Annotated in this window: 38 protein-coding genes; all 38 read right to left on the reverse strand. The window is 44.5% G+C overall.

The genetic code is table 11. The features are described 5' to 3' along the window. Positions 1-165 precede the first annotated feature (165 nt). Positions 166-396: a hypothetical protein gene (locus AR543_RS21940; RefSeq protein WP_060536421.1), complete on the reverse strand. Its 231-nt coding sequence runs from the start codon at positions 394-396 to the stop codon at positions 166-168. Between the two features lie 160 nt (positions 397-556). Next, positions 557-1,174: a stage II sporulation protein M gene (locus tag AR543_RS21945; RefSeq protein ID WP_060536422.1), complete on the reverse strand. Its 618-nt coding sequence runs from the start codon at positions 1,172-1,174 to the stop codon at positions 557-559. A gap of 139 nt (positions 1,175-1,313) precedes the next feature. Next, complete coding sequence (locus AR543_RS21950) at positions 1,314-2,426, reverse strand: Mrp/NBP35 family ATP-binding protein (protein ID WP_060536423.1); 1,113 nt, start codon at positions 2,424-2,426, stop codon at positions 1,314-1,316. Positions 2,427-2,633: 207 nt separating this feature from the next. After that, a complete protein-coding gene (gene sat, locus AR543_RS21955) occupies positions 2,634-3,803 on the reverse strand; it encodes a sulfate adenylyltransferase (RefSeq protein ID WP_060536424.1) in 1,170 nt (389 codons plus the stop codon). A gap of 245 nt (positions 3,804-4,048) precedes the next feature. Next, a complete protein-coding gene (locus AR543_RS21960; RefSeq protein ID WP_060536425.1) occupies positions 4,049-4,741 on the reverse strand; it encodes a phosphoadenylyl-sulfate reductase in 693 nt (230 codons plus the stop codon). 559 nt (positions 4,742-5,300) lie between these two features. Then, entirely contained in the window at positions 5,301-5,693 is a 393-nt protein-coding gene (gene rpsI, locus AR543_RS21965) for a 30S ribosomal protein S9 (protein ID WP_017815392.1), read from the reverse strand. Between the two features lie 19 nt (positions 5,694-5,712). Next, positions 5,713-6,150, reverse strand: coding sequence for a 50S ribosomal protein L13 (gene rplM / locus AR543_RS21970; protein WP_060536426.1), 438 nt, complete (start codon positions 6,148-6,150; stop codon positions 5,713-5,715). Between the two features lie 235 nt (positions 6,151-6,385). After that, positions 6,386-7,174 (reverse strand): tRNA pseudouridine(38-40) synthase TruA, encoded by a 789-nt coding sequence (gene truA / locus AR543_RS21975; RefSeq protein WP_060536427.1) that lies wholly within the window; start codon positions 7,172-7,174, stop codon positions 6,386-6,388. A 149-nt stretch (positions 7,175-7,323) separates the two neighbouring features. Then, positions 7,324-7,689 (reverse strand): 50S ribosomal protein L17, encoded by a 366-nt coding sequence (rplQ, locus tag AR543_RS21980; RefSeq protein WP_017815389.1) that lies wholly within the window; start codon positions 7,687-7,689, stop codon positions 7,324-7,326. Between the two features lie 34 nt (positions 7,690-7,723). Continuing rightward, positions 7,724-8,668, reverse strand: a complete 945-nt coding sequence (locus AR543_RS21985; protein ID WP_060536428.1) for a DNA-directed RNA polymerase subunit alpha — start codon at positions 8,666-8,668, stop codon at positions 7,724-7,726. Positions 8,669-8,801: 133 nt separating this feature from the next. Further along, positions 8,802-9,197: a 30S ribosomal protein S11 gene (gene rpsK / locus AR543_RS21990; RefSeq protein WP_017815387.1), complete on the reverse strand. Its 396-nt coding sequence runs from the start codon at positions 9,195-9,197 to the stop codon at positions 8,802-8,804. Between the two features lie 16 nt (positions 9,198-9,213). Beyond that, positions 9,214-9,579, reverse strand: coding sequence for a 30S ribosomal protein S13 (gene rpsM / locus AR543_RS21995; RefSeq protein ID WP_017815386.1), 366 nt, complete (start codon positions 9,577-9,579; stop codon positions 9,214-9,216). A 22-nt stretch (positions 9,580-9,601) separates the two neighbouring features. After that, the gene (rpmJ, locus tag AR543_RS22000) at positions 9,602-9,715 is read right to left on the reverse strand and encodes a 50S ribosomal protein L36 (protein ID WP_003333770.1); all 114 of its coding nucleotides are present in this window, start codon (positions 9,713-9,715) and stop codon (positions 9,602-9,604) included. 116 nt (positions 9,716-9,831) lie between these two features. Next, the gene (gene infA / locus AR543_RS22005) at positions 9,832-10,047 is read right to left on the reverse strand and encodes a translation initiation factor IF-1 (RefSeq protein WP_017815385.1); all 216 of its coding nucleotides are present in this window, start codon (positions 10,045-10,047) and stop codon (positions 9,832-9,834) included. Positions 10,048-10,060: 13 nt separating this feature from the next. Then, the gene (locus AR543_RS22010) at positions 10,061-10,357 is read right to left on the reverse strand and encodes a KOW domain-containing RNA-binding protein (protein WP_174703758.1); all 297 of its coding nucleotides are present in this window, start codon (positions 10,355-10,357) and stop codon (positions 10,061-10,063) included. A 9-nt stretch (positions 10,358-10,366) separates the two neighbouring features. Continuing rightward, a complete protein-coding gene (gene map / locus AR543_RS22015; RefSeq protein WP_060536429.1) occupies positions 10,367-11,119 on the reverse strand; it encodes a type I methionyl aminopeptidase in 753 nt (250 codons plus the stop codon). A gap of 5 nt (positions 11,120-11,124) precedes the next feature. Further along, positions 11,125-11,769: an adenylate kinase gene (locus AR543_RS22020; RefSeq protein ID WP_060536430.1), complete on the reverse strand. Its 645-nt coding sequence runs from the start codon at positions 11,767-11,769 to the stop codon at positions 11,125-11,127. Between the two features lie 92 nt (positions 11,770-11,861). Further along, a complete protein-coding gene (gene secY, locus AR543_RS22025; RefSeq protein ID WP_060536431.1) occupies positions 11,862-13,160 on the reverse strand; it encodes a preprotein translocase subunit SecY in 1,299 nt (432 codons plus the stop codon). Next, positions 13,160-13,600, reverse strand: a complete 441-nt coding sequence (rplO, locus tag AR543_RS22030) for a 50S ribosomal protein L15 (protein WP_017815380.1) — start codon at positions 13,598-13,600, stop codon at positions 13,160-13,162. The genes secY and rplO overlap by 1 nt, the downstream gene beginning before the upstream one ends. A gap of 46 nt (positions 13,601-13,646) precedes the next feature. After that, on the reverse strand, positions 13,647-13,832 hold the full coding sequence (rpmD, locus tag AR543_RS22035) for a 50S ribosomal protein L30 (protein WP_060536432.1): 186 nt from the start codon (positions 13,830-13,832) through the stop codon (positions 13,647-13,649). 12 nt (positions 13,833-13,844) lie between these two features. Continuing rightward, positions 13,845-14,342, reverse strand: coding sequence for a 30S ribosomal protein S5 (gene rpsE / locus AR543_RS22040; RefSeq protein ID WP_017815378.1), 498 nt, complete (start codon positions 14,340-14,342; stop codon positions 13,845-13,847). A gap of 27 nt (positions 14,343-14,369) precedes the next feature. Continuing rightward, positions 14,370-14,735, reverse strand: coding sequence for a 50S ribosomal protein L18 (gene rplR / locus AR543_RS22045; RefSeq protein WP_060536433.1), 366 nt, complete (start codon positions 14,733-14,735; stop codon positions 14,370-14,372). Positions 14,736-14,817: 82 nt separating this feature from the next. Beyond that, positions 14,818-15,360 carry a 50S ribosomal protein L6 gene (gene rplF, locus AR543_RS22050; protein ID WP_017815376.1) on the reverse strand — a complete coding sequence of 181 codons (543 nt, stop codon included), beginning with the start codon at positions 15,358-15,360 and terminating at the stop codon, positions 14,818-14,820. Positions 15,361-15,391: 31 nt separating this feature from the next. Beyond that, a complete protein-coding gene (gene rpsH / locus AR543_RS22055) occupies positions 15,392-15,790 on the reverse strand; it encodes a 30S ribosomal protein S8 (protein WP_017815375.1) in 399 nt (132 codons plus the stop codon). A gap of 32 nt (positions 15,791-15,822) precedes the next feature. Continuing rightward, a complete protein-coding gene (locus AR543_RS22060) occupies positions 15,823-16,008 on the reverse strand; it encodes a type Z 30S ribosomal protein S14 (protein ID WP_013312154.1) in 186 nt (61 codons plus the stop codon). A 69-nt stretch (positions 16,009-16,077) separates the two neighbouring features. Then, positions 16,078-16,620, reverse strand: a complete 543-nt coding sequence (gene rplE / locus AR543_RS22065) for a 50S ribosomal protein L5 (protein WP_017815374.1) — start codon at positions 16,618-16,620, stop codon at positions 16,078-16,080. Between the two features lie 33 nt (positions 16,621-16,653). Then, complete coding sequence (gene rplX / locus AR543_RS22070; protein ID WP_082472306.1) at positions 16,654-17,010, reverse strand: 50S ribosomal protein L24; 357 nt, start codon at positions 17,008-17,010, stop codon at positions 16,654-16,656. A gap of 53 nt (positions 17,011-17,063) precedes the next feature. Further along, positions 17,064-17,432, reverse strand: coding sequence for a 50S ribosomal protein L14 (rplN, locus tag AR543_RS22075; RefSeq protein ID WP_017815372.1), 369 nt, complete (start codon positions 17,430-17,432; stop codon positions 17,064-17,066). 37 nt (positions 17,433-17,469) lie between these two features. Continuing rightward, positions 17,470-17,733 carry a 30S ribosomal protein S17 gene (gene rpsQ / locus AR543_RS22080; protein ID WP_017815371.1) on the reverse strand — a complete coding sequence of 88 codons (264 nt, stop codon included), beginning with the start codon at positions 17,731-17,733 and terminating at the stop codon, positions 17,470-17,472. 52 nt (positions 17,734-17,785) lie between these two features. Beyond that, positions 17,786-17,986: a 50S ribosomal protein L29 gene (rpmC, locus tag AR543_RS22085; protein WP_017815370.1), complete on the reverse strand. Its 201-nt coding sequence runs from the start codon at positions 17,984-17,986 to the stop codon at positions 17,786-17,788. After that, positions 17,976-18,410 (reverse strand): 50S ribosomal protein L16, encoded by a 435-nt coding sequence (rplP, locus tag AR543_RS22090; protein WP_017815369.1) that lies wholly within the window; start codon positions 18,408-18,410, stop codon positions 17,976-17,978. Before rplP ends, rpmC begins: the two co-directional genes overlap by 11 nt. Before the next feature lie 2 nt (positions 18,411-18,412). Next, complete coding sequence (rpsC, locus tag AR543_RS22095) at positions 18,413-19,078, reverse strand: 30S ribosomal protein S3 (RefSeq protein ID WP_017815368.1); 666 nt, start codon at positions 19,076-19,078, stop codon at positions 18,413-18,415. A gap of 15 nt (positions 19,079-19,093) precedes the next feature. After that, positions 19,094-19,441, reverse strand: a complete 348-nt coding sequence (rplV, locus tag AR543_RS22100) for a 50S ribosomal protein L22 (RefSeq protein ID WP_017815367.1) — start codon at positions 19,439-19,441, stop codon at positions 19,094-19,096. A 35-nt stretch (positions 19,442-19,476) separates the two neighbouring features. Then, the gene (gene rpsS, locus AR543_RS22105; protein WP_017815366.1) at positions 19,477-19,755 is read right to left on the reverse strand and encodes a 30S ribosomal protein S19; all 279 of its coding nucleotides are present in this window, start codon (positions 19,753-19,755) and stop codon (positions 19,477-19,479) included. A 62-nt stretch (positions 19,756-19,817) separates the two neighbouring features. Further along, entirely contained in the window at positions 19,818-20,648 is an 831-nt protein-coding gene (gene rplB, locus AR543_RS22110) for a 50S ribosomal protein L2 (protein WP_017815365.1), read from the reverse strand. A 12-nt stretch (positions 20,649-20,660) separates the two neighbouring features. Then, positions 20,661-20,954: a 50S ribosomal protein L23 gene (rplW, locus tag AR543_RS22115; protein WP_017815364.1), complete on the reverse strand. Its 294-nt coding sequence runs from the start codon at positions 20,952-20,954 to the stop codon at positions 20,661-20,663. Further along, a complete protein-coding gene (gene rplD / locus AR543_RS22120; RefSeq protein ID WP_060536434.1) occupies positions 20,954-21,577 on the reverse strand; it encodes a 50S ribosomal protein L4 in 624 nt (207 codons plus the stop codon). Before rplD ends, rplW begins: the two co-directional genes overlap by 1 nt. Positions 21,578-21,602: 25 nt before the next feature. Continuing rightward, positions 21,603-22,226 (reverse strand): 50S ribosomal protein L3, encoded by a 624-nt coding sequence (gene rplC, locus AR543_RS22125; RefSeq protein ID WP_060536435.1) that lies wholly within the window; start codon positions 22,224-22,226, stop codon positions 21,603-21,605. Positions 22,227-22,242: the final 16 nt, after the last annotated feature.

The raw sequence follows: 22,242 nt of genomic DNA on the forward strand, positions 1-22,242 counted from the left end.
TTATAATATATCATGTGAGTTTATTTTCGTCAACACTTTTTTTGAATACAATATTTGATGTTTAAAAGGAGAGTCCAAAATGCATCCTCTCCTGAATACACATCGTATTCAATTGGTGCGAAATCCAATTTATCATACCTAATTGTTTATCGTCAAGAGTGCTTTTTAATTTTCTGCTTGAGGATATCTTGCACTACGAACATATTTGGCCAGTTCTTTTTGCGGAGCAAATCGCGCATACATTTTGAAGATGGTTTTATAGCGTTTATCGATTGCCTGGCGGATATCGTTATTTAGTCGCTGATCACTCAAATCAAATAGCATCTCGTCCAATTCTTTTCTAAGGACATAAGCCATTTCCTTGCATTCGTTTTCGTTTAATAACATTCCAAGCATACGAAATCCTCCCTAGTAACCCTTCACTTTATATATTAACCTGTGCTGCTGGCTATCTGATTATTCGATCATTGTCAGTTACACCATAGCGGTCTGGATAGTGATGATTTAACCTAATTCCGTATGCTTGTAACTACATTTACTTAAAAAGCTGCGGTTTCTAACTGCGTACCAGCCAATACGTAATTGTACTTTCGATACCTGCCGCTACAATCAGCATAATTACAATCCAGAATGATGCGGTAATAGTGGATCTTATAAATTGCCGGCGTTCTGTTTTCAGCCTATAGCGTGCAGCGCTATCCCAGGTAGTAATACTATCCAGCATGAGCTTTCCAAACTTCAGGCCATAAGCTGCTGCAATCAGAATCGCCGGAATTTCTATGATGCCGTGTGGTAGCAAACCTTTTACTACAAGAGTAAACACATCTACTCCCTCCATACTGCGGGAATACACCAGAAATCCGATCATCATTCCGTTCATGACCAGAAAGATAACGGGAATGATCCCCAGGAATACTCCCAGGTAGATGATCAGTATACTTTTGATTACATTGTTGAAGAAAATGAATATAAAGTAGCTAAGCTCCACGTTATTACTTTGTTGTAGCTTCTCAGTAACGCCTCGCAGTTGTTCGAGCTGACTTTCCAGGTATTGCCCCAGAGGCGCTGCCAGCCATATACCTGCGATAATACCTATTACAAATAAAACAAGAGATACCAAAAGCATCGTTTTATTGATGCGAAGATCATTCCAGAAAGTACGTATTGAGAACATGATTGCTCCTTTCCCCGGTATATACCTGATTGAGTTTATACATATAGAGAGACAGGGTAGGTAGGATGGATTCCTTTATCCCTGTCTCTCTATATGTCTTACTATTCATTAACAGTATTACATGGTTATTCAAACAGCATCATTGCTCATATTTCTGAATAACACGGTTAGCGAGATCCTCATACAGCTGGCCGATCTCACTTTCGTTATTGTATACAGAAGGTGAAAAATCCGGATCGGTCGGTAAATTATCAGGCGCACCCAGTGGAATCTGAGCAAGAAGTTCCGTATGCAGATTTTCTGCGAGCATACCGCCCCCGCCTCTGCCAAACACATAGTCTTTTTGTCCGTCGCGTGTCTGGTAGTAGGCCATATTCTCGACCACTCCCAAAATCTCATGATTGGTTTGCAATGCCATAGCGCCTGCTCTTGCAGCAACATAAGCAGCTGTTGCATGTGGTGTTGTCACCAGTATCTCTTTGCTTTGCGGAAGCATCTGATGTACATCTAGTGCAACGTCTCCTGTACCGGGTGGCAGATCAAGCAACATATAATCCAGCTCTCCCCAATCTACATCTGCGAAAAATTGGCGCAGCATTTTCCCCAGCATCGGCCCGCGCCAGATAACAGGGTTGTTTTCACGGATAAAGAAGCCCATGGACATTACTTTTACACCAAAACGCTCTACTGGCTGAATACGGCCTTCCTCTACTGTAGGTCCCTCTTCGATTCCCATCATATCAGGTACACTGAAGCCGTAAATATCAGCATCGATCACTCCTACTTTTTTGCCCAGTTGAGCCAGAGCAGCCGCCAGATTGACTGTTACGGTAGATTTGCCGACTCCACCTTTGCCGCTTGCTACCGCAATAAAACGTACACCGGAATTTTCGCTAATGATAGACAGATTCTCCAGTCCTGCAGCATGGCCCTTTTCCTCTATCTCTTTATCGGTAGGAGAAGAAGCTTCCTCGGGTGACAATAGTCGTCTCACAGCTTCCATTTCAAGGTCGGAAGGCTCTCTAAAGCGAATATGAATATCAATAGGTTGTACAATCTGAAGAGCCTGACGTACCGCCTGCTCTACGGTATCTTTATATTCCTGTCCCAGTTCGATACTGACTACGGTCAATGAAATACGGGTTTCCTTGACCATTACATCACGTATCAGCTGCATGTCCAGGAGTGGAAAATCATACTCTGGGTCTTTGACTTTGCTTAATAGTTCAAGTACATATTCTCTTGATAGCATGAATAGCGCACTCCTTATCAGATTAATTTGATATACCTCTATATACAGCGTACCCATAATCATTGCCATTATAGCATTGTATACGGTTGCTTAGCGAATCATTCATCTTCTCTTTGCGTTATCCGAAGTTCGGGAGAACAGACCAAAAAGCTCCAATTCCCTGCATAGTTACAGGTTATCAGAGCTTGGGATAAATAGTATCTCCTCTTACTGCGTAATGCGTTCAGCCATACCTTCAATCAAAATCTCGGCAACTTCCGGACGCGTAAATTCAGGTGGTGGACATTGACCTTCTCGAAGCAATGCTCTCACCTTGGTACCTGACAATGTTAAATGCTGCTCTTTGGGATGCGGACACGTTTTGCTGGATGCCATATTACCGCATTTGGTACAGAAGAAGCTGTGTTCAAAAAAGAGCGGGGTAATATCCAGTTCTTCTGCTGTAAAGTTGGAGAAAATCTCCTGAGCTTCATAGGTACCATAATAATCACCGACACCTGCATGGTCTCGTCCTACAATAAAGTGGGTGCAACCATAGTTTTTACGAACCATAGCATGGAAGATAGCCTCTCTCGGCCCTGCATAACGCATCGCTGCCGGAAATACTCCCAAAAATGCCCGATCCTCAGGGTAATAGTTTTCCAGCAATACCAGATAACTGCGCATACGTACATCTGCCGGTACATCATCCGACTTGGTCTCACCGACCAGAGGATTCAGGAATAAAGCATCTACAATCTCCATAGCACTTTTTTGGATATACTCGTGAGCACGATGTACAGGATTACGAGTCTGAAAGCCCACTACCGTTTTCCAGCCTTTATCGGCAAAAATCTGGCGCGTCTGGGCTGGATCATAATAGAATTCACCAAACTTCTCTGGTGCAGGACGCTGTAATACTTGTACAGGGCCACCTACATAGGTAGAAGATCTGCCAAACAGCTTGGCGACCCCTGGATGTTCCGGATCATTCGTGCGGAATACTTGTAAGGCTTCTTCATTCTGATCTATCTGATAAATGCTGCGGACTTCCAGTATGCCGTAAATAACTTGATCGGCTTCTCCAACCAGGGCGACTTTCTCTCCGATAGTTAGTTCAGAAGTGATCGCTTCATCCAAAGCAAGAGTGATCGGTATACTCCAGACCAACCCATTTGCGAGTCTCATATCTTGCAACACCGAGCGGTAATCCTGTTCCTCCATAAATCCTTCTAAAGGGGAAAAGGCACCTACTGCTATCAAATCCAGATCCGATAGTGTCCAGGTGTTGATAGGAATCTGCTTCCATTGTTTCGCCTGTTCCAAAAGCTGCTCTTTTTCCTGGCCTTCTACAAGTCGGTTAATCAGCTTGCCACCATGTGGTAGAATCGTCGTCATCCGGTTCTCTCCCTTATTATGTGATGAGTACTGCCCGGTTAGTAAAGGATGCATGTATCCCAAGTATCCCAAGCAAGCACAACTGCTACCAAGCAGTACCCGAGGTCATTATAGTAAAAACTGTATAATGTATGTGTAATCCGCTGCTCTGATATAAGTGGATCAAACAGAGTATATCGTATACTTATGAACAGCGGCCAAAAGTCAGTCGAGTATAGATACTTATTAGGACCGTTATTGAAGGATTATTTATGAAGACCGCATTCTGTCTTCTCGGAGCCGGACCAACGCCCTGCTCTTGGATCTTCACCAGGCATTACCTGACGGGTGCACTGTTCGCAACCAATACTAGGGTAATGACGGTCATGTAGAGGATTATAAATAATGTCATTATCACGAATATACTGCCATACATCTTCTGACGTCCAATCTGCAATCGGATTAAACTTCATTAATCCGAATTTGTAATCATATTCGACCTTTTTGGCATTAGCCCGTGTAGGAGCCTGATCCCGGCGAATACCTGTAATCCATGAATCATATTGGGAAAGGATGCGGGTTAGCGGCTCTACTTTGCGAATATTGCAGCAGGCATTCGGATCCACGGTCCAAAGAGATTCTCCATGAGCAGCTGCTTGTTCTTCAGGCGTCAGCTTTGGAGCTACTTTGACAAAATTAATACCATAACGCTCTACTATGCGATCACGTGTCTCATACGTTTCCTGGAAATGAAAATCGGTATCAAGATAGAAAATATCTGTAGAGGGACTGATCGTCTGCAGCATATCTACAATCACTACGTCTTCTGCTCCAAAGCTGCACGCAAAAGTAAGACTCTCAAAGTTGTCTACTGCCCAGCGTATAACTTGTTCTGCCGAAGCATGCTCCAACTCTTCTGCTTTGACTCTAGCCAATTCTTCCTTTTCCAAAAGATTCATATTGGTTCCCCCATCTAAATTAGTTTTTTTCAATTTGGAAAAAAGTACTCATGTGCATTTAATCATCTAATCTTACTGATTGATGAATCGGACTTGAATAACACATTAGTAGCTAAATTAAAATAATGCTCTCTATACTTTTTCCAAATATAAGAAACCGAAATTAAACCAACTAAACTACTAAGAATTATATGTATATTATAGGGGCTTCTGTCTGTATCTTCAATAGAATCCTGGAATCTTTCTCAAAAAATATTGAATAGGCGATCGGATTGGTATTACCAGCAGTTGTACGTTCTAAAGTATATTAAGCTTTTAAAAATAGTCTGTGGATAATTTTATGTTTCCAGAATTTTTGTTTATTTATTATTCCACTATTCACAGGCTTGTACACATATCCCACAGTGAATTTGGTTAACGATAAGGATCTGCTTCTTTTTCCACAGGTTGTATACAGATGTTTCTGATAGCTTCCATGAATAGCTGGGGATAAGATGGATAGAATCTACGCATAAAAAAGCCTTTCCTCTGCAAGAGAGAAAAGGCTTTTGAATGAAAATTAACGTTTGGAGAACTGAGGTGCGCGACGAGCCGCTTTAAGACCGTATTTTTTACGTTCTTTCATACGTGGGTCACGAGTCAGGAATCCAGCTTTTTTCAGGGAACCGCGAAGTTCTGGATCAGCTTTCAGCAATGCACGGGAGATACCGTGACGAATTGCTCCTGCTTGACCAGAGATACCGCCGCCATGAGCCAGTACGATTACATCGTAGCTGCCCAGTGTTTCAGTCAGGTTCAGTGGTTGTTTAACGATCAGTTTGAGTGTTTCCAAACCGAAATATTCATTGATGTCGCGTTTGTTGATGACAATGCGTCCTTCACCCGGTACAAGGCGAACACGTGCTACCGAATGTTTACGACGACCTGTCCCATAGTATTGTACTTGTGCCATGAAACTGTCCTCCTTTTAATTATCCGCGAAGTTCGTAAACTTCTGGTTTTTGTGCTGCATGTGGATGTTCTGCGCCAGCGTATGCTTTCAGACGCAACTTCATTGCGTTACCTTGACGAGTTTTTGGAAGCATACCGTGTACAGCAGCTTCGATTACACGCTCAGGTTTGTTAGCGAGCAGTTCTTGAGCATTCATCACTTTCAGACCACCTGGGTGCATGGAATGACGATAGTATTTTTTGTCTTGCAGCTTTTTACCAGTCAGGTGAATTTTTTCAGCGTTGATTACGATAACGAAATCTCCGCCATCCACGTGAGGAGTGAAAGATGGTTTATGTTTACCGCGGATCAGTGCTGCGGCTTCACTTGCCAGACGGCCAAGTGTTTTACCTTCAGCATCAATAATGTGCCAATTGCGTTCTACTTCACTTGGCTTCGCAATATAGGTCGTGCGCATGAGAAGTTCCTCCTTAGTCTGCTTTTGAAAATTTTCATTTTCATATATGATCGTTCTTTGTTTGTGTTTTTAATACACAATGTTACATTTGTAATAGTTAATGGTTATATCAATGGTAATGTAATTTTCTCAGGGGGCTGTGGGATAGCTCTAAGAAAACACAACTTTTATTTTACAGGATGAATCAGCGTTAAGCAAGCACTATTTAACCTTTTTCAAGACTTTTTTTATTGGATCATTTATCTTGAAAATTAATGTCGTCATAGTGTACTCCCCACATGGTCAACGCCTTACTAACGGCTGTAGGTCCTGCAGCACTACGATCACATGCTGCAATCATCCCAGGTATGGCATCCGGCTTATGCTTGCCTTCTCCGACCTGAATAAGTGTCCCCATAATAATCCGCACCATATGCTGTAAAAAACCATTACCCGTAATATAAAAATGCAGGATACCCTGGTCTCTTGTATGAGGACGTGTCTGAGAATAATCAATCTCCAGTCTCGTCTCCAGCACCGTACGAACATGGTTCTGCTTTTGGGAATAACGGGAAGCAAAAGAAGTAAAGTCATAGGTTCCTACAAAGTGGTGAAAAGCTTCTTCCATCGCCTGAACATTTAACCTGGCCGGGTGATGCAGCTGCATATGACGCAAAAACACATCCGCATACTGATTGGCATTAATCGTATACCGGTACGTCTTGCGCTTCGCAGAGCGCCTGGAATGAAACTCCAGCGGAACATTCTGAGCCCCGGTCACAACAATATCCCTGGGCAGACGGCCATTCAGGGCCAGAGGCCAGCGATCTGCTGGTATGGGGGAGTCTGTCATAAAGTTAAATACCTGGCCGACTGCATGCACTCCAGCATCTGTACGCCCTGAGCCATGAATCTTCGGCTTCTCGCCAACAAGAGTAGCTATTGCTTTCTCCAAATGATCCTGCACGGTATTCCCGTCCGGCTGTGTTTGAAAGCCATTATAACGACTTCCATCATAGTTTACGGTCATACATAGATTACGCATGTATCTCACACCTTTATATACACATACAAAGTAAGGGAGCCCCTAGTGGAGCTCCCTCCTTTATCTTGATACCAGTAACTTATCCAGACAGAGAAAAAAAGGGCTTTGTCAGAATCTTATGACCCTGTCCACCCTTCTTTATCTGCATGTTACGCGCGGTCTACCAGCTCAAGGTAAACCATAGGTGCAGCGTCGCCACGACGAGGTCCCAGTTTCAGGATACGAGTGTATCCACCTGGACGCTCTGCATAACGAGTTGCCAGTTCAGAGAACAATTTTTGAATTGCATCTTGTCCACCATCGAGAGATTCGCGACGTACATAAGCAGCTACTTGACGACGAGCATGCAGATCTCCACGCTTGGACAGGGTGATCAGCTTTTCAGCGATAGAACGAAGTTCTTTTGCTTTTGCTTCTGTCGTTTGAATACGCTCATATAAGAACAGGTCAGTTACCATATCACGGAACAGTGCTTTACGAGCGCTGGAGTTGCGACCCAATTTTTGATATGCCATATTGTATTCCCTCCTTCTTTAAATAATTAAGTGACTATTCTTCCTCACGTAGACCAAGGCCCAATTCCTGAAGCTTCTCTTGAACTTCTTCAAGAGATTTGCGTCCAAGGTTGCGGACTTTCATCATATCGTCTTCGGATTTGGTAGTCAGTTCTTGTACCGTATTGATGCCGGCACGTTTCAAGCAGTTGTAAGAACGTACAGAGAGGTCGAGCTCTTCGATAGTCATCTCGAGCACTTTCTCTTTTTTGTCCTCTTCTTTTTCGACCATAATTTCTGCATCTTTGGCTTCGTCGGTCAGACCAACGAACAGCATCAGATGCTCGGTCAGAATTTTGGCACCCAGACTTACTGCCTCTTCCGGACGAATGCTTCCATCTGTCCAGATTTCAATAGTCAGTTTGTCATAGTTCGTAACTTGGCCAACACGGGTATTTTCGATACCGTAGTTAACACGGGAAATCGGAGTATAAATAGAATCGATCGGAATCACGCCGATAGGCTGATCAGAACGTTTGTTTTTATCTGCCGATACATAACCGCGTCCACGATTTGCAAAAATGCGCATGTGGAGTCTAGAACCTGGAGCCAGAGTGGCAATATGAAGATCCGGGTTAAGGATTTCCACGTCACTGTCAGCACGGATATCGCCTGCAGTGACCACTCCATCTCCTTCTGCATCAATCTCTAACAATTTTTCTTCATCAGAGTGGATTTTCAGAGAAAGGGCCTTGAGGTTCAAAATAATTTCCGTAACGTCTTCCATTACTCCTTGAACCGTTGAGAACTCGTGCAATACACCATCGATTTGTACGGATGTTACCGCTGCTCCCGGAAGAGAAGACAGCAAGATCCGGCGAAGTGAATTACCAAGTGTTGTGCCGTAACCACGTTCGAGAGGTTCTACGATGAACTTGCCATAGGTTCCTTCATCATTTACATCTACGGTCTCAATTTTCGGCTTTTCGATTTCTATCACTGCAATATCCCTCCTTCAAAACGTCGCTTCGGTGAAACTGTCGCTAAAACTTTATTCAATAGACATGCAGTAGTCCCCGGCAAGCATAAATGCATCTCCGGGAATATGACCACATTGAAGAGACATGCTTCGATTATACGCGACGACGTTTTGGTGGACGGCATCCGTTATGCGGGATTGGAGTTACATCCTTGATCAGGTTAACTTCCAGACCAGCTGCTTGCAGGGAACGAATTGCTGCTTCACGTCCAGCACCTGGACCTTTAACCATAACTTCAACAGCTTTCATGCCGTGTTCCATAGCTGCTTTAGCTGCTGTTTCAGCTGCCAGTTGTGCTGCGAATGGAGTGGACTTACGGGAACCTCTAAATCCAAGACCGCCGGAGCTAGCCCAGGAAATGGCATTACCATGAGGATCCGTAATAGTAACGATCGTATTGTTAAACGTGGAACGAATGTGTGCCACGCCAGATTCGATATTTTTACGGTCGCGACGCTTAGTACGTACGACTTTTTTAGCTTTAGCCATTGCTCATTAACCTCCCTTACTTCTTCTTGTTCGCTACTGTACGACGAGGACCCTTACGTGTACGAGCATTTGTTTTAGTACGTTGTCCACGAACCGGCAGACCACGACGGTGACGAACACCACGGTAGCATCCGATTTCGATCAGACGTTTGATATTCAGAGAGATCTCACGACGAAGATCACCTTCTACCTTTGTACTTTCAATTGCTTCACGCAGTTTTCCTACTTCATCTTCAGTTAGATCGCGGACACGAGTGTTAAAGTCAATACCTGTACCACTCAGAATTTTCTGGGAAGTCGTTTTACCGATTCCGAAAATATATGTCAAGGCGATCTCAACGCGCTTATCACGTGGTAAATCTACACCAGCTATACGTGCCATTACGCTACACCTCCTCGATTAATTAACCTTGCTTTTGTTTGTGCTTAGGGTTTTCACAAATTACCATTACATTCCCTTTGCGGCGAATGACTTTGCATTTTTCGCAGATGGGCTTTACAGAAGGTCTTACCTTCATGTTAATTACCTCCTCAAGTTTTACTACCGTAAAACTTATTTCGTCAGCATATTATCTGCACCACAAATTTATATCACATAAGTATCTATTATACCATAGATTTATGCATTTGTGTTTTATTTACGATAAGTTATACGACCTTTTGTCAAATCATAAGGTGAAAGTTGAACTACCACCTTATCTCCAGTCAGAATACGGATAAAGTGCATCCGCAGCTTACCGGAAACATGAGCAAGAATCTGATGACCATTTTCCAGCTCAACTTTGAACGTTGCATTCGGCAATGGTTCAAGAACCACGCCTTCTACCTCAATAACATCCTCTTTAGCCACAATGAGTTCCTCCTTAAACCGTATTTTTTTCGGCAGATTCAACAAACTTGGCAACTGCATGACGCAACTTTCCGTTTGTGACCCGTCCGCTTTCTTGCAAACTGTCTACGACTTCGCTGCTTACCACCGGCATCAGCTCCAGATGAAGCAGATTCTTCTTCTTCGGCTGATCAAACTTTCGTTTGTTTCCGTCGGCGATATACACGAATTTCTCATCCGATATTGCAATGATTACAGCAGGTTGGCCAGCTCCCTTACCTTTTGAAACTCTCACAACTTGACCGACCTGCGGGGATGTCCCTGGTTTCAAAACAATCACCTACGCGTTAAGTTTTGTGAAAATTTCCATACCGTCCGGTGTAACCGCAACTGTATGTTCAAAATGGGCACACAGTGAGCCATCAACCGTAACTACTGTCCATTTGTCTTCCAACGTTTTCACTTGCCGTCCACCAACATTCACCATGGGTTCAATGGCTAGCACCATTCCCGGCTTCAGTCTTGGACCCCGATCATGGATTCCGTAATTCGGAATCTTCGGATCTTCGTGCAATTTGGTTCCAATCCCGTGACCGACATACTCTCGTACGACAGACATCCCGGCATCTTCAATAAAACGCTGTATCGCATGCGATATTGTAAACAGACGCACATCCGGTTTTACCAGGTCAAGTCCGGCAAATAAAGCCCCTTCTGTAACTTCCAAAAGACGCTTCGCTTCGTCAGAAATTTGTCCTACCGGATAGGTCCACGCCGAATCACCATGATACCCCTGATACTGAGCTCCAATATCAAAAGTAACGATGTCGCCTTCTTGCAGTTTGCGTTTGCTTGGGAATCCATGAACAAGCTGCTCATTCACCGAAGCACAAATACTGGCAGGAAAACCATTGTATCCTTTGAACGATGGCAAGGCATTCTGGCTGCGAATATAACGGTTCGCAAGTTGATCGAGCTCTTCCGTTGTAATCCCTGGCTCGATAGACTGTTTGATCAAAGCGTGTGTTTCCGCTACGATTCGCCCTGCTTCTCGCATAAAGCCAAGTTCTGTTTCGGATTTGCAAATGATCATTCCGCTTAACCTCTCAGCAATGACACAATATCCTGTGATACTACGTCAATGCCTTGTTCGCCATCAATATCTCTCAAAAGGTTGCGATCGCCGTAGTAAGCGAGCAAAGGCGCCGTCTTGTTGCCATACTCGTCAAGGCGGGTTGCTACACTCTCTTCGTTATCATCAGCTCTTTGATAGAGTTCCCCGCCATCGATATCACATACGCCTTCTTGCTTCGGCGGATTGAATACGATGTGGTAAGTAGCACCACAGGTTCTGCAGATGCGTCGTCCGGTAATACGAACGAGCAGCTTATCCCGGTCTACTTTTAGATTGATTACGTGGTCCAGCTTACGGTCCATTGCCGCCAGCATTTTATCCAGTGCTTCAGCCTGAGCCAAAGTTCTAGGATAACCGTCAAGCAAAAAACCTTTTTCACAGTCAGGTTGAGCGAGCCGCTCTTCCACGATTCCATTGGTTACATCATCCGGTACCAGCAAACCCTGATCGATGAATTCTTTGGCTTTTACTCCGATTGGAGTTTCCTGTTTGATCGCCAGACGAAATGCATCGCCTGTAGAAATATGAGGAATGCCCAGTTCTTTCACAATCACAGCGGCTTGTGTTCCTTTACCTGCTCCCGGAGGTCCCATGAATATAATGTTCACGCTTCGTCACTCCCCCTAAAACTACTCTTGCAAGAACAGCACGAAAGGTGCCGGATATGAATGGGACACCCCATTCAGCCGGAACCTGCCGTCTATTTATTGATAAAACCCTTATAATGGCGTTTGATAAGCTGACTTTCGATCGTTTTCATCGTATCCAGTGCGACCCCGATAACGATGAGCAGTGAAGTACCACCGATCTGAACGGATTTAGGCAGACCGGAGATTGCTCCCAGGAATACCGGTAATACCGAGATGAGCGCCAGGAACAGAGAACCGGTCATGGTCAAACGAGTCATGACACGAGTCAAGTAAGTAGCCGTAGGCTTGCCTGGACGAACGCCTGGAATATAACCGCCGTTCTTCTTCATATTATCTGCCATTTGTGTAGGATTCATTTGCACAAATGTATAGAAGAAAGTAAATCCAATAATCATTATAACATACAGCACCATACCGAGCGGCTGATCATACCAAAGATTCTTGGTAATCCATTGTGCCCAGCCATGAGTAGACCAAAAGCTTGCTATAATGATCGGGAATTGAAGCAGGGATACAGCGAAGATTACAGGGATAACACCAGCCGAATTGATTTTCAGTGGAATATGTGTATTCTGACCGCCATACATTTTGTTACCTACAACGCGTTTTGCATATTGCACCGGAATTTTCCGAATCCCTTGCTGGATAAAGATAACACCGATAACAATCAAAATCACGACAATAACAACGACAACCAGTTTCACAACGTTCATGAACGTCTGACCTGGTGCCAAGAAATCCGATTGAACCATATCGCGAATGTGCTGTGGAATTGCTGCCACGATCCCCGCGAAAATGATAATCGAGATCCCGTTACCAATTCCTTTTTCAGTGATCTGCTCGCCGAGCCACATCAGGAAAGATGTACCGGCCGTCAATACAAGTGCAATCAGAACATAACTCCAGATAGTAGCACCTGGAATCATTTCTGTATTGTATAAACGGTTAAAGCCGATCGATGTACCAAAGGCCTGAATAAGACCCAGAATAACTGTTCCGTAGCGAGTAATCTGTGCTAGCTTCTTTTTACCGTGTTCCCCTTGTTTTGCCCATTCCGCAAATTTCGGAATGACATCCATCGACAGTAACTGTACGATGATGGACGCTGTGATATACGGCATAATCCCGAGGGCAAAGATCGAGAATCGAGACAATGCTCCTCCGGAGAAGGTATTTAAAAGACCGAATAATTCTTGCCCCTGGTTATTTGTGGCAGTGAAAACTTCCGTGTTTACTCCAGGTACTGGTACAAATGAACCGATACGGTAGACAATCAGTACCAGCAGGGTAAATAGTATCCGATTTCTAAGATCCTCCACCCGCCATATATTCGTCAGGGTCTTGAACATTAGATCACCTCGGTTTTACCGCCGGCAGCCTCGATCTTCTCTACCGCAGATTGAGAGAACTTATTCGCTTTTACAGTCAGTTTTACAGACAGTTCACCGTTGCCCAGGATCTTGATTCCGCTTTTCGCACTTTTTACAATGCCTTGCTCCATCAAGAATTCCGGAGTAACCTCAGTATCAGCAGCCAGACTGTTCAGTTCAGCTACATTAACCAGTGCGTACTCTTTACGGGTTGGGTTAACAAATCCACGTTTCGGTAAACGACGATACAATGGGTTTTGACCGCCTTCAAATCCTGGACGAACACCGCCGCCAGAGCGTGAATTTTGTCCTTTGTGACCACGACCCGATGTTTTACCAGTACCACTACTAGTTCCGCGACCGACACGTTTGCGTTCTTTGCGGGAACCAGGTGCTGGAGAAAGTTCATGCAATTTCATCGTTCGTTGCACCTCCTTATTGATAATAGGCTAATCTTTCGATCAATTAGCCTTGAATTTCTTTTACAGATACCAAGTGTTTTACTTGGTTAACCATGCCGCGAATAGCAGCATTGTCTTCTTGGATGACCGAATGGTTCAGTTTACGCAGTCCCAAAGTTTTTACAGTGACGCGTTGGTTTTCTGGACGACCGATCACGCTACGGACGAGGGTAATTTCCAATTTAGCCATGTGATTCCCTCCTTAACCGAGCAGCTCTTCGATTGTTTTTCCACGCAGTTTAGCTACATCTTCAGCACGTTTCAGGCGAGACAAGCCTTCCAGCGTAGCATTAACCATATTCATGGAGTTCGAAGAACCCAGGGATTTTGTCAAGATGTCACCTACACCAGCAAGTTCCAGAACAGCACGAACTGGACCACCAGCGATTACTCCAGTACCTTCAGATGCTGGCTTCAGCATTACGCGGCCTGCTCCGAATTTACCGTTTACGAGGTGAGGAATTGTAGTTCCTACGAGTGGAACGTGTACCAGGTTTTTCTTAGCATCTTCGATACCTTTACGAATCGCATCAGGTACTTCACCGGCTTTACCGAGACCAGCACCAACCCAGCCTTTACCGTCGCCTACTACTACCAGCGCGCTAAAGCTAAAACGACGTCCGCCCTTAACTACTTTAGCTACACGATTAATATGAACTACTCTTTCAGTAAGTTCTAAAGTATTTGGATCAATACGCAAGTCGTTTACCTCCTTTTTTACAATGTATTAGAATTTAAGACCCGCTTCACGAGCTGCATCTGCCAGGGCTTGAATCCGTCCGTGATACAAATAGCCTCCGCGGTCAAATACAACAGACTCGTGTCCTTGTTCAACTGCACGTTTTGCGATCAGCTGTCCTACTTGAGTAGCAGCTTCAACACTACCGCCGTTTTTGATGTCTTTCAGATCTTTATCCTTAGTGGATGCAGATACCAAAGTTACACCAGCCACGTCGTCGATTAGTTGAGCATAGATGTGTTTGGAAGAACGGAAAATGTTCAGACGAGGACGCTGAGCAGTACCAGTGATGTTCTTACGAACACGCAGATGTCTTTTCAGACGAGCTTTATTTTTATCAGCTTTAGTAATCATGACTGTATATTTCACTCCCTTCATTTTACCTGAGCCAGCTTCAAGCTAGCTTGCTTGGGGTAATGAGCCATTATCCCCTAGCTTATTTTTTCTTACCAGCTTTACCTTCTTTACGAAGAATACGTTCGCCTTCATACTTGATACCTTTACCTTTGTAAGGTTCTGGTTCACGTACGGAGCGGATTTTAGCTGCGTAAGCACCTACGCGCTCTTTATCGATACCGTTAACTACGATACGAGTGTTAGTAGGTACATCGAACTCGATGCCTGCTTCCGGAGTAATTTCTACCGGGTGAGAGTAACCTACGTTCAGAACGATTTTGTCGCCAGATTTGCTTGCGCGGTATCCGACACCAACCAGTTCCAGAGCTTTGGAGAAACCAGTAGTTACTCCGCTCACCATGTTACTCACAACACTGCGAGTTGTTCCGTGCAGGGAACGGTGAAGTTTATTGTCAGAAGGACGCTCAATCGTGATCACGTTACCTTCAACGTTTACTTTCATGTCTTTGTGAAGCTCACGGGACAGGGTTCCTTTCGGACCTTTTACCGTAAGAGTAGTGTTATCCATAGTGATTTCTACACCACTAGGTACTTCAATTGGTTTACGACCAATACGGGACATTGCGTTGCACCTCCTTATTTTATGACGTTAATTACCAAACGTAGCAAATAACTTCGCCGCCGCTTTTGGATTGACGAGCCTCTTTATCGGTTACCACTCCGTTAGAAGTAGAGATAATCGCGATTCCGAGTCCACCCAATACGCGAGGGATTTCATTGCTCTTCGTGTAAACGCGAAGTCCTGGTTTACTGATACGTTTCAGGCCAGTAATTACACGTTCGTTATTTTGACCGTATTTCAGGAAAATACGGATAATTCCTTGTTTGTTATCCTCAACCATTTCAGCATCACGAATGAAACCTTCACGTTTCAGGATATCAGCAATTTGCTTCTTCATTTTAGAAGCTGGAACTTCTACCGTTTCGTGACGCACAGTGTTGGCGTTACGAATACGAGTAAGCATATCAGCAATTGGATCTGACATAGACATGTGTGTGAACCTCCTTCCTGTTAATCAATGGTTTACCAGCTTGCTTTTTTCACGCCAGGAATCTGGCCTTTGTATGCCAATTCACGGAAGCAAATACGGCAAATTTTAAACTTTTGCAAAACGGAATGTGGACGACCACAACGTTCGCAACGAGTGTAAGCACGCACTTTGAACTTCGGTGTACGTTGTTGTTTAACTTTCATTGAAGTTTTAGCCACTTCGCCTGACACCTCCTAAAGATTTTCGGAGAAAAAGGGGCTTATATTCGAACCCCGTACATTTCACAATTATTTTACGAAAGGCATTCCCAATTGGGTCAGCAGTTCACGGGACTCTTCGTCCGTTTTAGCTGTAGTAACGATAACGATATCCATACCACGTACTTTATCAACTTTATCGTACTCGATCTCTGGGAAGATCAGTTGCTCTTTCAGACCCAGTGTGTAGTTACCACGACCATCGAACGCTTTGGAAGATACACCGCGGAAGTCACGTACGCGAGGCAGTGTAATGTTAACCAGTTTGTCCAGGAAGTAGTACATACGATCGCCGCGCAGTGTTACTTTAACACCGATTGGCATGTTTTCACGCAATTTAAATCCAGCGATGGATTTTTTAGCACGAGTGATAACTGGTTTTTGACCAGAGATCAGTTGCAGATCGCTTACAGCAGAATCCAATACTTTGGAGTTCGATACCGCTTCGCCCACACCCATGTTGATAACGATTTTTTCAACTTTAGGGACTTGCATAACAGTCGTGTAGTTGAATTTCGTAGTCAGGGAAGGTACGATTTCGTTCAGGTACATCTCTTTCATTCTTGAAGCCATTGTGGAAGGTCCTCCTTTCCTTAACAATTAGTATTAATCGATTGTATCTCCGGAGCGCTTAGCCACACGAACTTTTTTGCCGTTATCCAGTGTTTTGTAACCAACGCGGGTTACTTTTTTTCCGTCCTTAGGATCAACGTGCATTACGTTCGAAACGTGGATAGGTGCTTCTTTCTCAACGCGTCCACCTTGCGGGTTCAGCTGAGTTGGTTTTTGATGCTTGGTGATCATATTCACGCCTTCAACCAGTACGCGATTTTCACGAGGATACGCAGCGATTACGCGACCTTTTTTACCTTTGTCTTTACCGCTGATTACGATAACCGTATCATCTTTTTTCACGTGCAGCTTGTTGTTGTGAGACTCCAACACTTTTTTCACTTTCGCCATTTCTGTACACCTCCTATAACTCACTCAGGCACAGGGCCTTATATCGGTATCGTTTAGATGACTTCCGGAGCCAGGGAAACGATTTTCATGTAATCGCGGTCACGCAGTTCACGAGCAACTGGTCCAAAGATACGAGTACCACGAGGGCCTTTATCGTCTTTGATTACCACTGCTGCATTTTCATCAAATGCGATGTAAGAACCGTCTTTACGACGTACAGAGCTCTTCGTACGAACAACTACTGCTTTAACTACATCACCTTTTTTGACAACGCCGCCTGGTGTTGCTTGTTTTACAGAACAAACGATTGTATCGCCGATAGCAGCTGTACGACGTCCAGTACCACCCAATACGCGAATACACATCAGTTCTTTTGCGCCGGAGTTATCGGCTACAGCCAAACGTGTAAATGGTTGAATCATTTCTAGTTCCTCCTTCCAGGCAACTTATATCAAATCATCAAATGATGATTGCTTCTTCTACAACTTCCACCAGTCTCCAGTTTTTATCTTTGGACAGTGGACGAGTTTCCATGATTTTAACAACGTCACCGATTTTCGCAGTGTTGTTTTCATCATGAGCTTTGAATTTCTTAGTGTACTTAATGCGTTTGTGATACAGATCGTGCTTTTTGTAAGTTTCTACAGCTACAACAATAGTTTTATCCATTTTGTCGCTGACAACTTTGCCTACCTGTACTTTACGGGCATTACGTTCGCTCATAGTGGGCCTCCTCCCTCAGCTGACGGCAATCACAAGCTCGTCAAATATTGGATTATGAAGTAATTCCGAGTTCTCTTTCACGAACTACTGTTTTAGCACGTGCAATTTGCTTACGGACTGCGCTAATACGAGTAGGGTTATCCAATTGACCGGTAGCAAGTTGAAAGCGCAGGTTAAAGAGTTCCTCTTTAAAACCAGCAATCTTTTGCTCGATTTCAGCAGTGGTAAGGTTGCGCAATTCATTAGCCTTCATTTGCTTCACCACCCAATTCTTCACGTTTCACAAACTTAGTTTTTACCGGCAATTTATGAGAAGCCAGACGCATTGCTTCACGTGCAATCTCTTCAGATACGCCAGCAAGTTCAAACATAATTTTTCCTGGTTTAACGATGGCAACCCATTTTTCTACGTTACCTTTACCGCTACCCATACGAACCTCGAGAGGCTTTTGAGTAATAGGTTTATCCGGGAAAATTTTGATCCATACTTTACCACCACGTTTGATATAACGAGTCATAGCAATACGGGCAGCTTCGATTTGACGGTTCGTGATCCATGCAGGCTCAGTAGCTTGCAGGCCGAATTCGCCGAAGTTCAGTTCAGTACCGCCTTTAGCGCGACCAGCCATTCCTGGACGATGCTGTTTACGGTGTTTTACACGTTTAGGTACCAACATGATTAGTTGCCTCCTTCCTGAGCAGCTTGTTTCTTAGCCGTAGGAAGAACCTCGCCACGATAGATCCATACTTTTACGCCGATACGGCCGTAAGTTGTATGAGCTTCAGCTGTACCGTAATCGATATCAGCACGAAGTGTATGCAGTGGAACAGTTCCTTCGCTGTAACCTTCAGAACGGGCGATTTCAGCACCGCCAAGACGTCCGCTAACGGCTGTTTTGATTCCTTTAGCGCCAGAGCGCATAGTTCTTTGGATCGATTGTTTCAGAGCACGACGGAAAGAAACGCGACGTTCCAGTTGTTGTGCAATGCTTTCAGCAACGAGGATAGCATCCAGTTCCTGATTTTTGATTTCGGAAATGTTAATGTGAACTTTTTTACCGCCCGCGATTTTAGTCACTTCATTACGAAGTACTTCAACCTCGGAACCACCGCGTCCGATAACCATACCAGGTTTCGCAGTGTTAATTGTAACGTTCACGCGATTAGCCGCTCTCTCGATTTCGATTCGGGAGACAGCGGACTCCTTCAGTTTCGTCTTCAGGTATTCACGGATACGAACGTCTTCCAGAAGAAGATCGCCGAAGTCTTTACCAGCATACCATTTAGATTCCCAGTCACGGATAATACCTACACGCAATCCGATGGGATTTACCTTTTGGCCCACACGTTTTCCCTCCTTTTATTTTTCAGTTACCACCAAAGAAATGTGGCTGGTGCGTTTGTTGATCTTACTTGCACGTCCCATTGCACGAGGGCGGAACCGTTTCAAAGTAGGACCTTGGTTAACGAAAGCTTCAGAAATGAACAGGTTGTTCACGTCCAGAGATTCGTTTTTCTCAGTGCTGATGAATTCAGCATTGGCGATTGCGGAGTTAAGAAGCTTCTCAACTACCGGAGATGCAGATTTTGGTGTGTGACGCAGAATTGCGATCGCCTCACCAACCTGCTTTCCGCGGATCAGGTCAACAACCAGTTGAACTTTGCGCGGAGCGATGCGTACAAACTTTGCATGTGCTTTCGCTTGCATTGCGTGACCTCCTCTCTTACTTTTACAACACTATATTAACGTCTTGTTTTTCTGTCATCATCAGTGTGACCTTTGTACGTACGAGTTGGTGCGAACTCACCAAGCTTGTGTCCGACCATATCTTCCGTTACGTATACAGGTACATGTTTGCGTCCATCATAGACAGCGAAAGTGTGTCCGATGAATTGTGGGAAAATTGTGGAGCGACGGGACCAAGTTTTGATCACTGTTTTTTTGTTGTCAGCATCCAGAACTTCCACTTTTTTCAGCAAGTATCCATCCACGAAAGGACCTTTTTTAAGACTACGGCTCATAGGTTGAATCCTCCCTTCATCTTTTCGTCACTTCATACTTTACAAGCATTCAAGCACAAATCTTACTTCGTGCGGCGGCGAATGATGTATTGATCGGAAGCTTTACCTTTTTTACGAGTTTTGTAACCCAGAGTTGGTTTACCCCAAGGTGACATTGGAGATTTACGACCGATAGGAGCTTTACCTTCACCACCACCGTGTGGGTGATCGTTAGGGTTCATAACTACGCCTCGAACTTGTGGACGTTTGCCCAACCAGCGGTTACGACCAGCTTTACCGATTTTGATCAATTCGTGATCTTCGTTACCTACAGAACCGATTGTAGCGCGGCATACTTTAAGTACGCGACGTACTTCACCGGAAGACAGGCGGATAGATACGTATTTTTCTTCTTTACCAAGCAATTGGGCTTCCGTACCAGCTGCGCGAACGAGCTGACCACCTTTACCTGGTTTCAATTCGATATTGTGGATAACTGTACCTACAGGAATGTTTTCCAATGGCAGGGAGTTACCGATTTTGATATCGGATTCCGGACCGGAGAATACTTGATCTCCAACTTTCAGTCCTTTTGGAGCGATGATGTAACGTTTTTCGCCATCAGCGTAATGCAGCAGCGCGATGTTGGAAGTACGGTTTGGATCGTACTCGATTGTAGCAACGCGACCTGGTATTCCATCTTTGTTACGCTTGAAGTCGATGATACGGTATTTACGTTTGTGTCCGCCGCCGTGGTGACGAACAGTAATTTTACCTTGGTTGTTACGGCCTGCTTTTTTGAAAAGCGGAGCCAGCAACGTTTTCTCCGGTTGATTCGTTGTAATCTCTTCGAATGTCGAAACACTCATATTACGACGAGCCGGGGATGTCGGTTTGTACTTTTTAATAGGCACGGGTTGTCCTCCTTACTCTACAGATTCAAAAAACTCAAGCGGCTTGCTTTCTGGAGCCAATGTTACGATTGCTTTCTTCCATTCGGAAGTATAACCACTGTAACGGCCATAACGTTTTGGTTTAGCTGGCATGCGAAGAGTGTTAACTTTGGACACTTTCACTTTGAAGATTTCTTCAATTGCCTTTTTGATTTCCGTTTTATTCGAACGAATGTCAACTTCGAAAGCATATTTCAGTTCGCTCATGTAGTCAGCAGTACGCTCAGTAATTACCGGACGCTTGATTATATCGCGTGGATCCTTCATTACGCGAACACCTCCTCTACCTTCTGAACTGCTTCCTTCGTCAGAATCAGTTTATCGTGCACAAGCACGTCTAGAACATTCACACCGTCAGCTGCAACGAATTTAACACCTGGGATGTTACGAGCAGAAAGAGCTACGTTATTGTCGTACTCGGAAGCTACGATCAATGCTTTACGGTCTACTTTCAGGTTGTTCAGGATTGCTGCAAACTCTTTAGTTTTTGGACTGTTCAGAGTCAGTGTATCCAGAACGATAATTTCATTAGCTACTACTTTGGAAGACAAAGCAGATTTGATCGCCAGACGACGAACTTTTTTAGGCAGTTTGAAAGCATAGCTACGTGGAGTTGGTCCAAATACTACGCCGCCGCCTTTCCATTGTGGAGAACGGATAGAACCTTGACGAGCACGTCCAGTTCCTTTCTGTTTCCATGGTTTGCGTCCACCACCGCGAACTTCAGAGCGTCCTTTTACTTTGTGAGTACCTTGACGAAGAGAAGCGCGTTGCATAACAACTGCATCGTGGAGCACGCTAGTATTAGGTTCGATACCGAATACGGAATCGCTCAATTCGATTTCGCCAACCTGGCTGCCATCGATACTATAAAGTGCTACTTTGGGCATTTCATGTTCCTCCTTTCTTTTTTAATTATTTTTTCACCGTTTCTTTAACTTTAACGAAGCTATTTTTAGGGCCTGGGATAGAGCCTTTAACGAGAATTACGTTACGCTCAGCATCCACGCGGATAACTTCGAGGTGTTGGATCGTTACTGTATCATGACCCATGTGACCTGGCAGACGTTTACCTTTCGGTACACGGTTCGCTTGGATAGAACCCATCGAACCTGGTCTGCGATGATAACGGGAACCGTGAGACATTGGTCCGCGGCTTTGTCCCCAACGTTTGATAACGCCGGCAAAACCTTTACCTTTGGAAATACCCGTTACGTCAACGAACTCACCTTCAGCAAACAAATCTGCTTTGAGTTCCTGGCCAACCTCGACATTTGCGAGGTCAACACCGCGAATTTCGCGAACGTAGCGCTTAGGCACAGTGTTTGCTTTAGTAGCATGTCCTGCTTCCGGTTTGTTGGATCTGCTTGCTTTTTTATCAGCAAAACCGATTTGTACCGCTTCGTATCCGTCATTTTCCAGGTCTTTCTTCTGCAGAACCACACATGGTCCAGCTTCGATTACCGTTACGGGAATAACGTTACCTTCCGCGGTAAAGACTTGAGTCATACCAAGTTTTCTTCCTAAGATACCTTTCATGTTGACACCTCTTTTC

It is taken from the genome of Paenibacillus bovis (genome assembly GCF_001421015.2).
GTDB classification, from domain to species: domain Bacteria; phylum Bacillota; class Bacilli; order Paenibacillales; family Paenibacillaceae; genus Saccharibacillus; species Saccharibacillus bovis.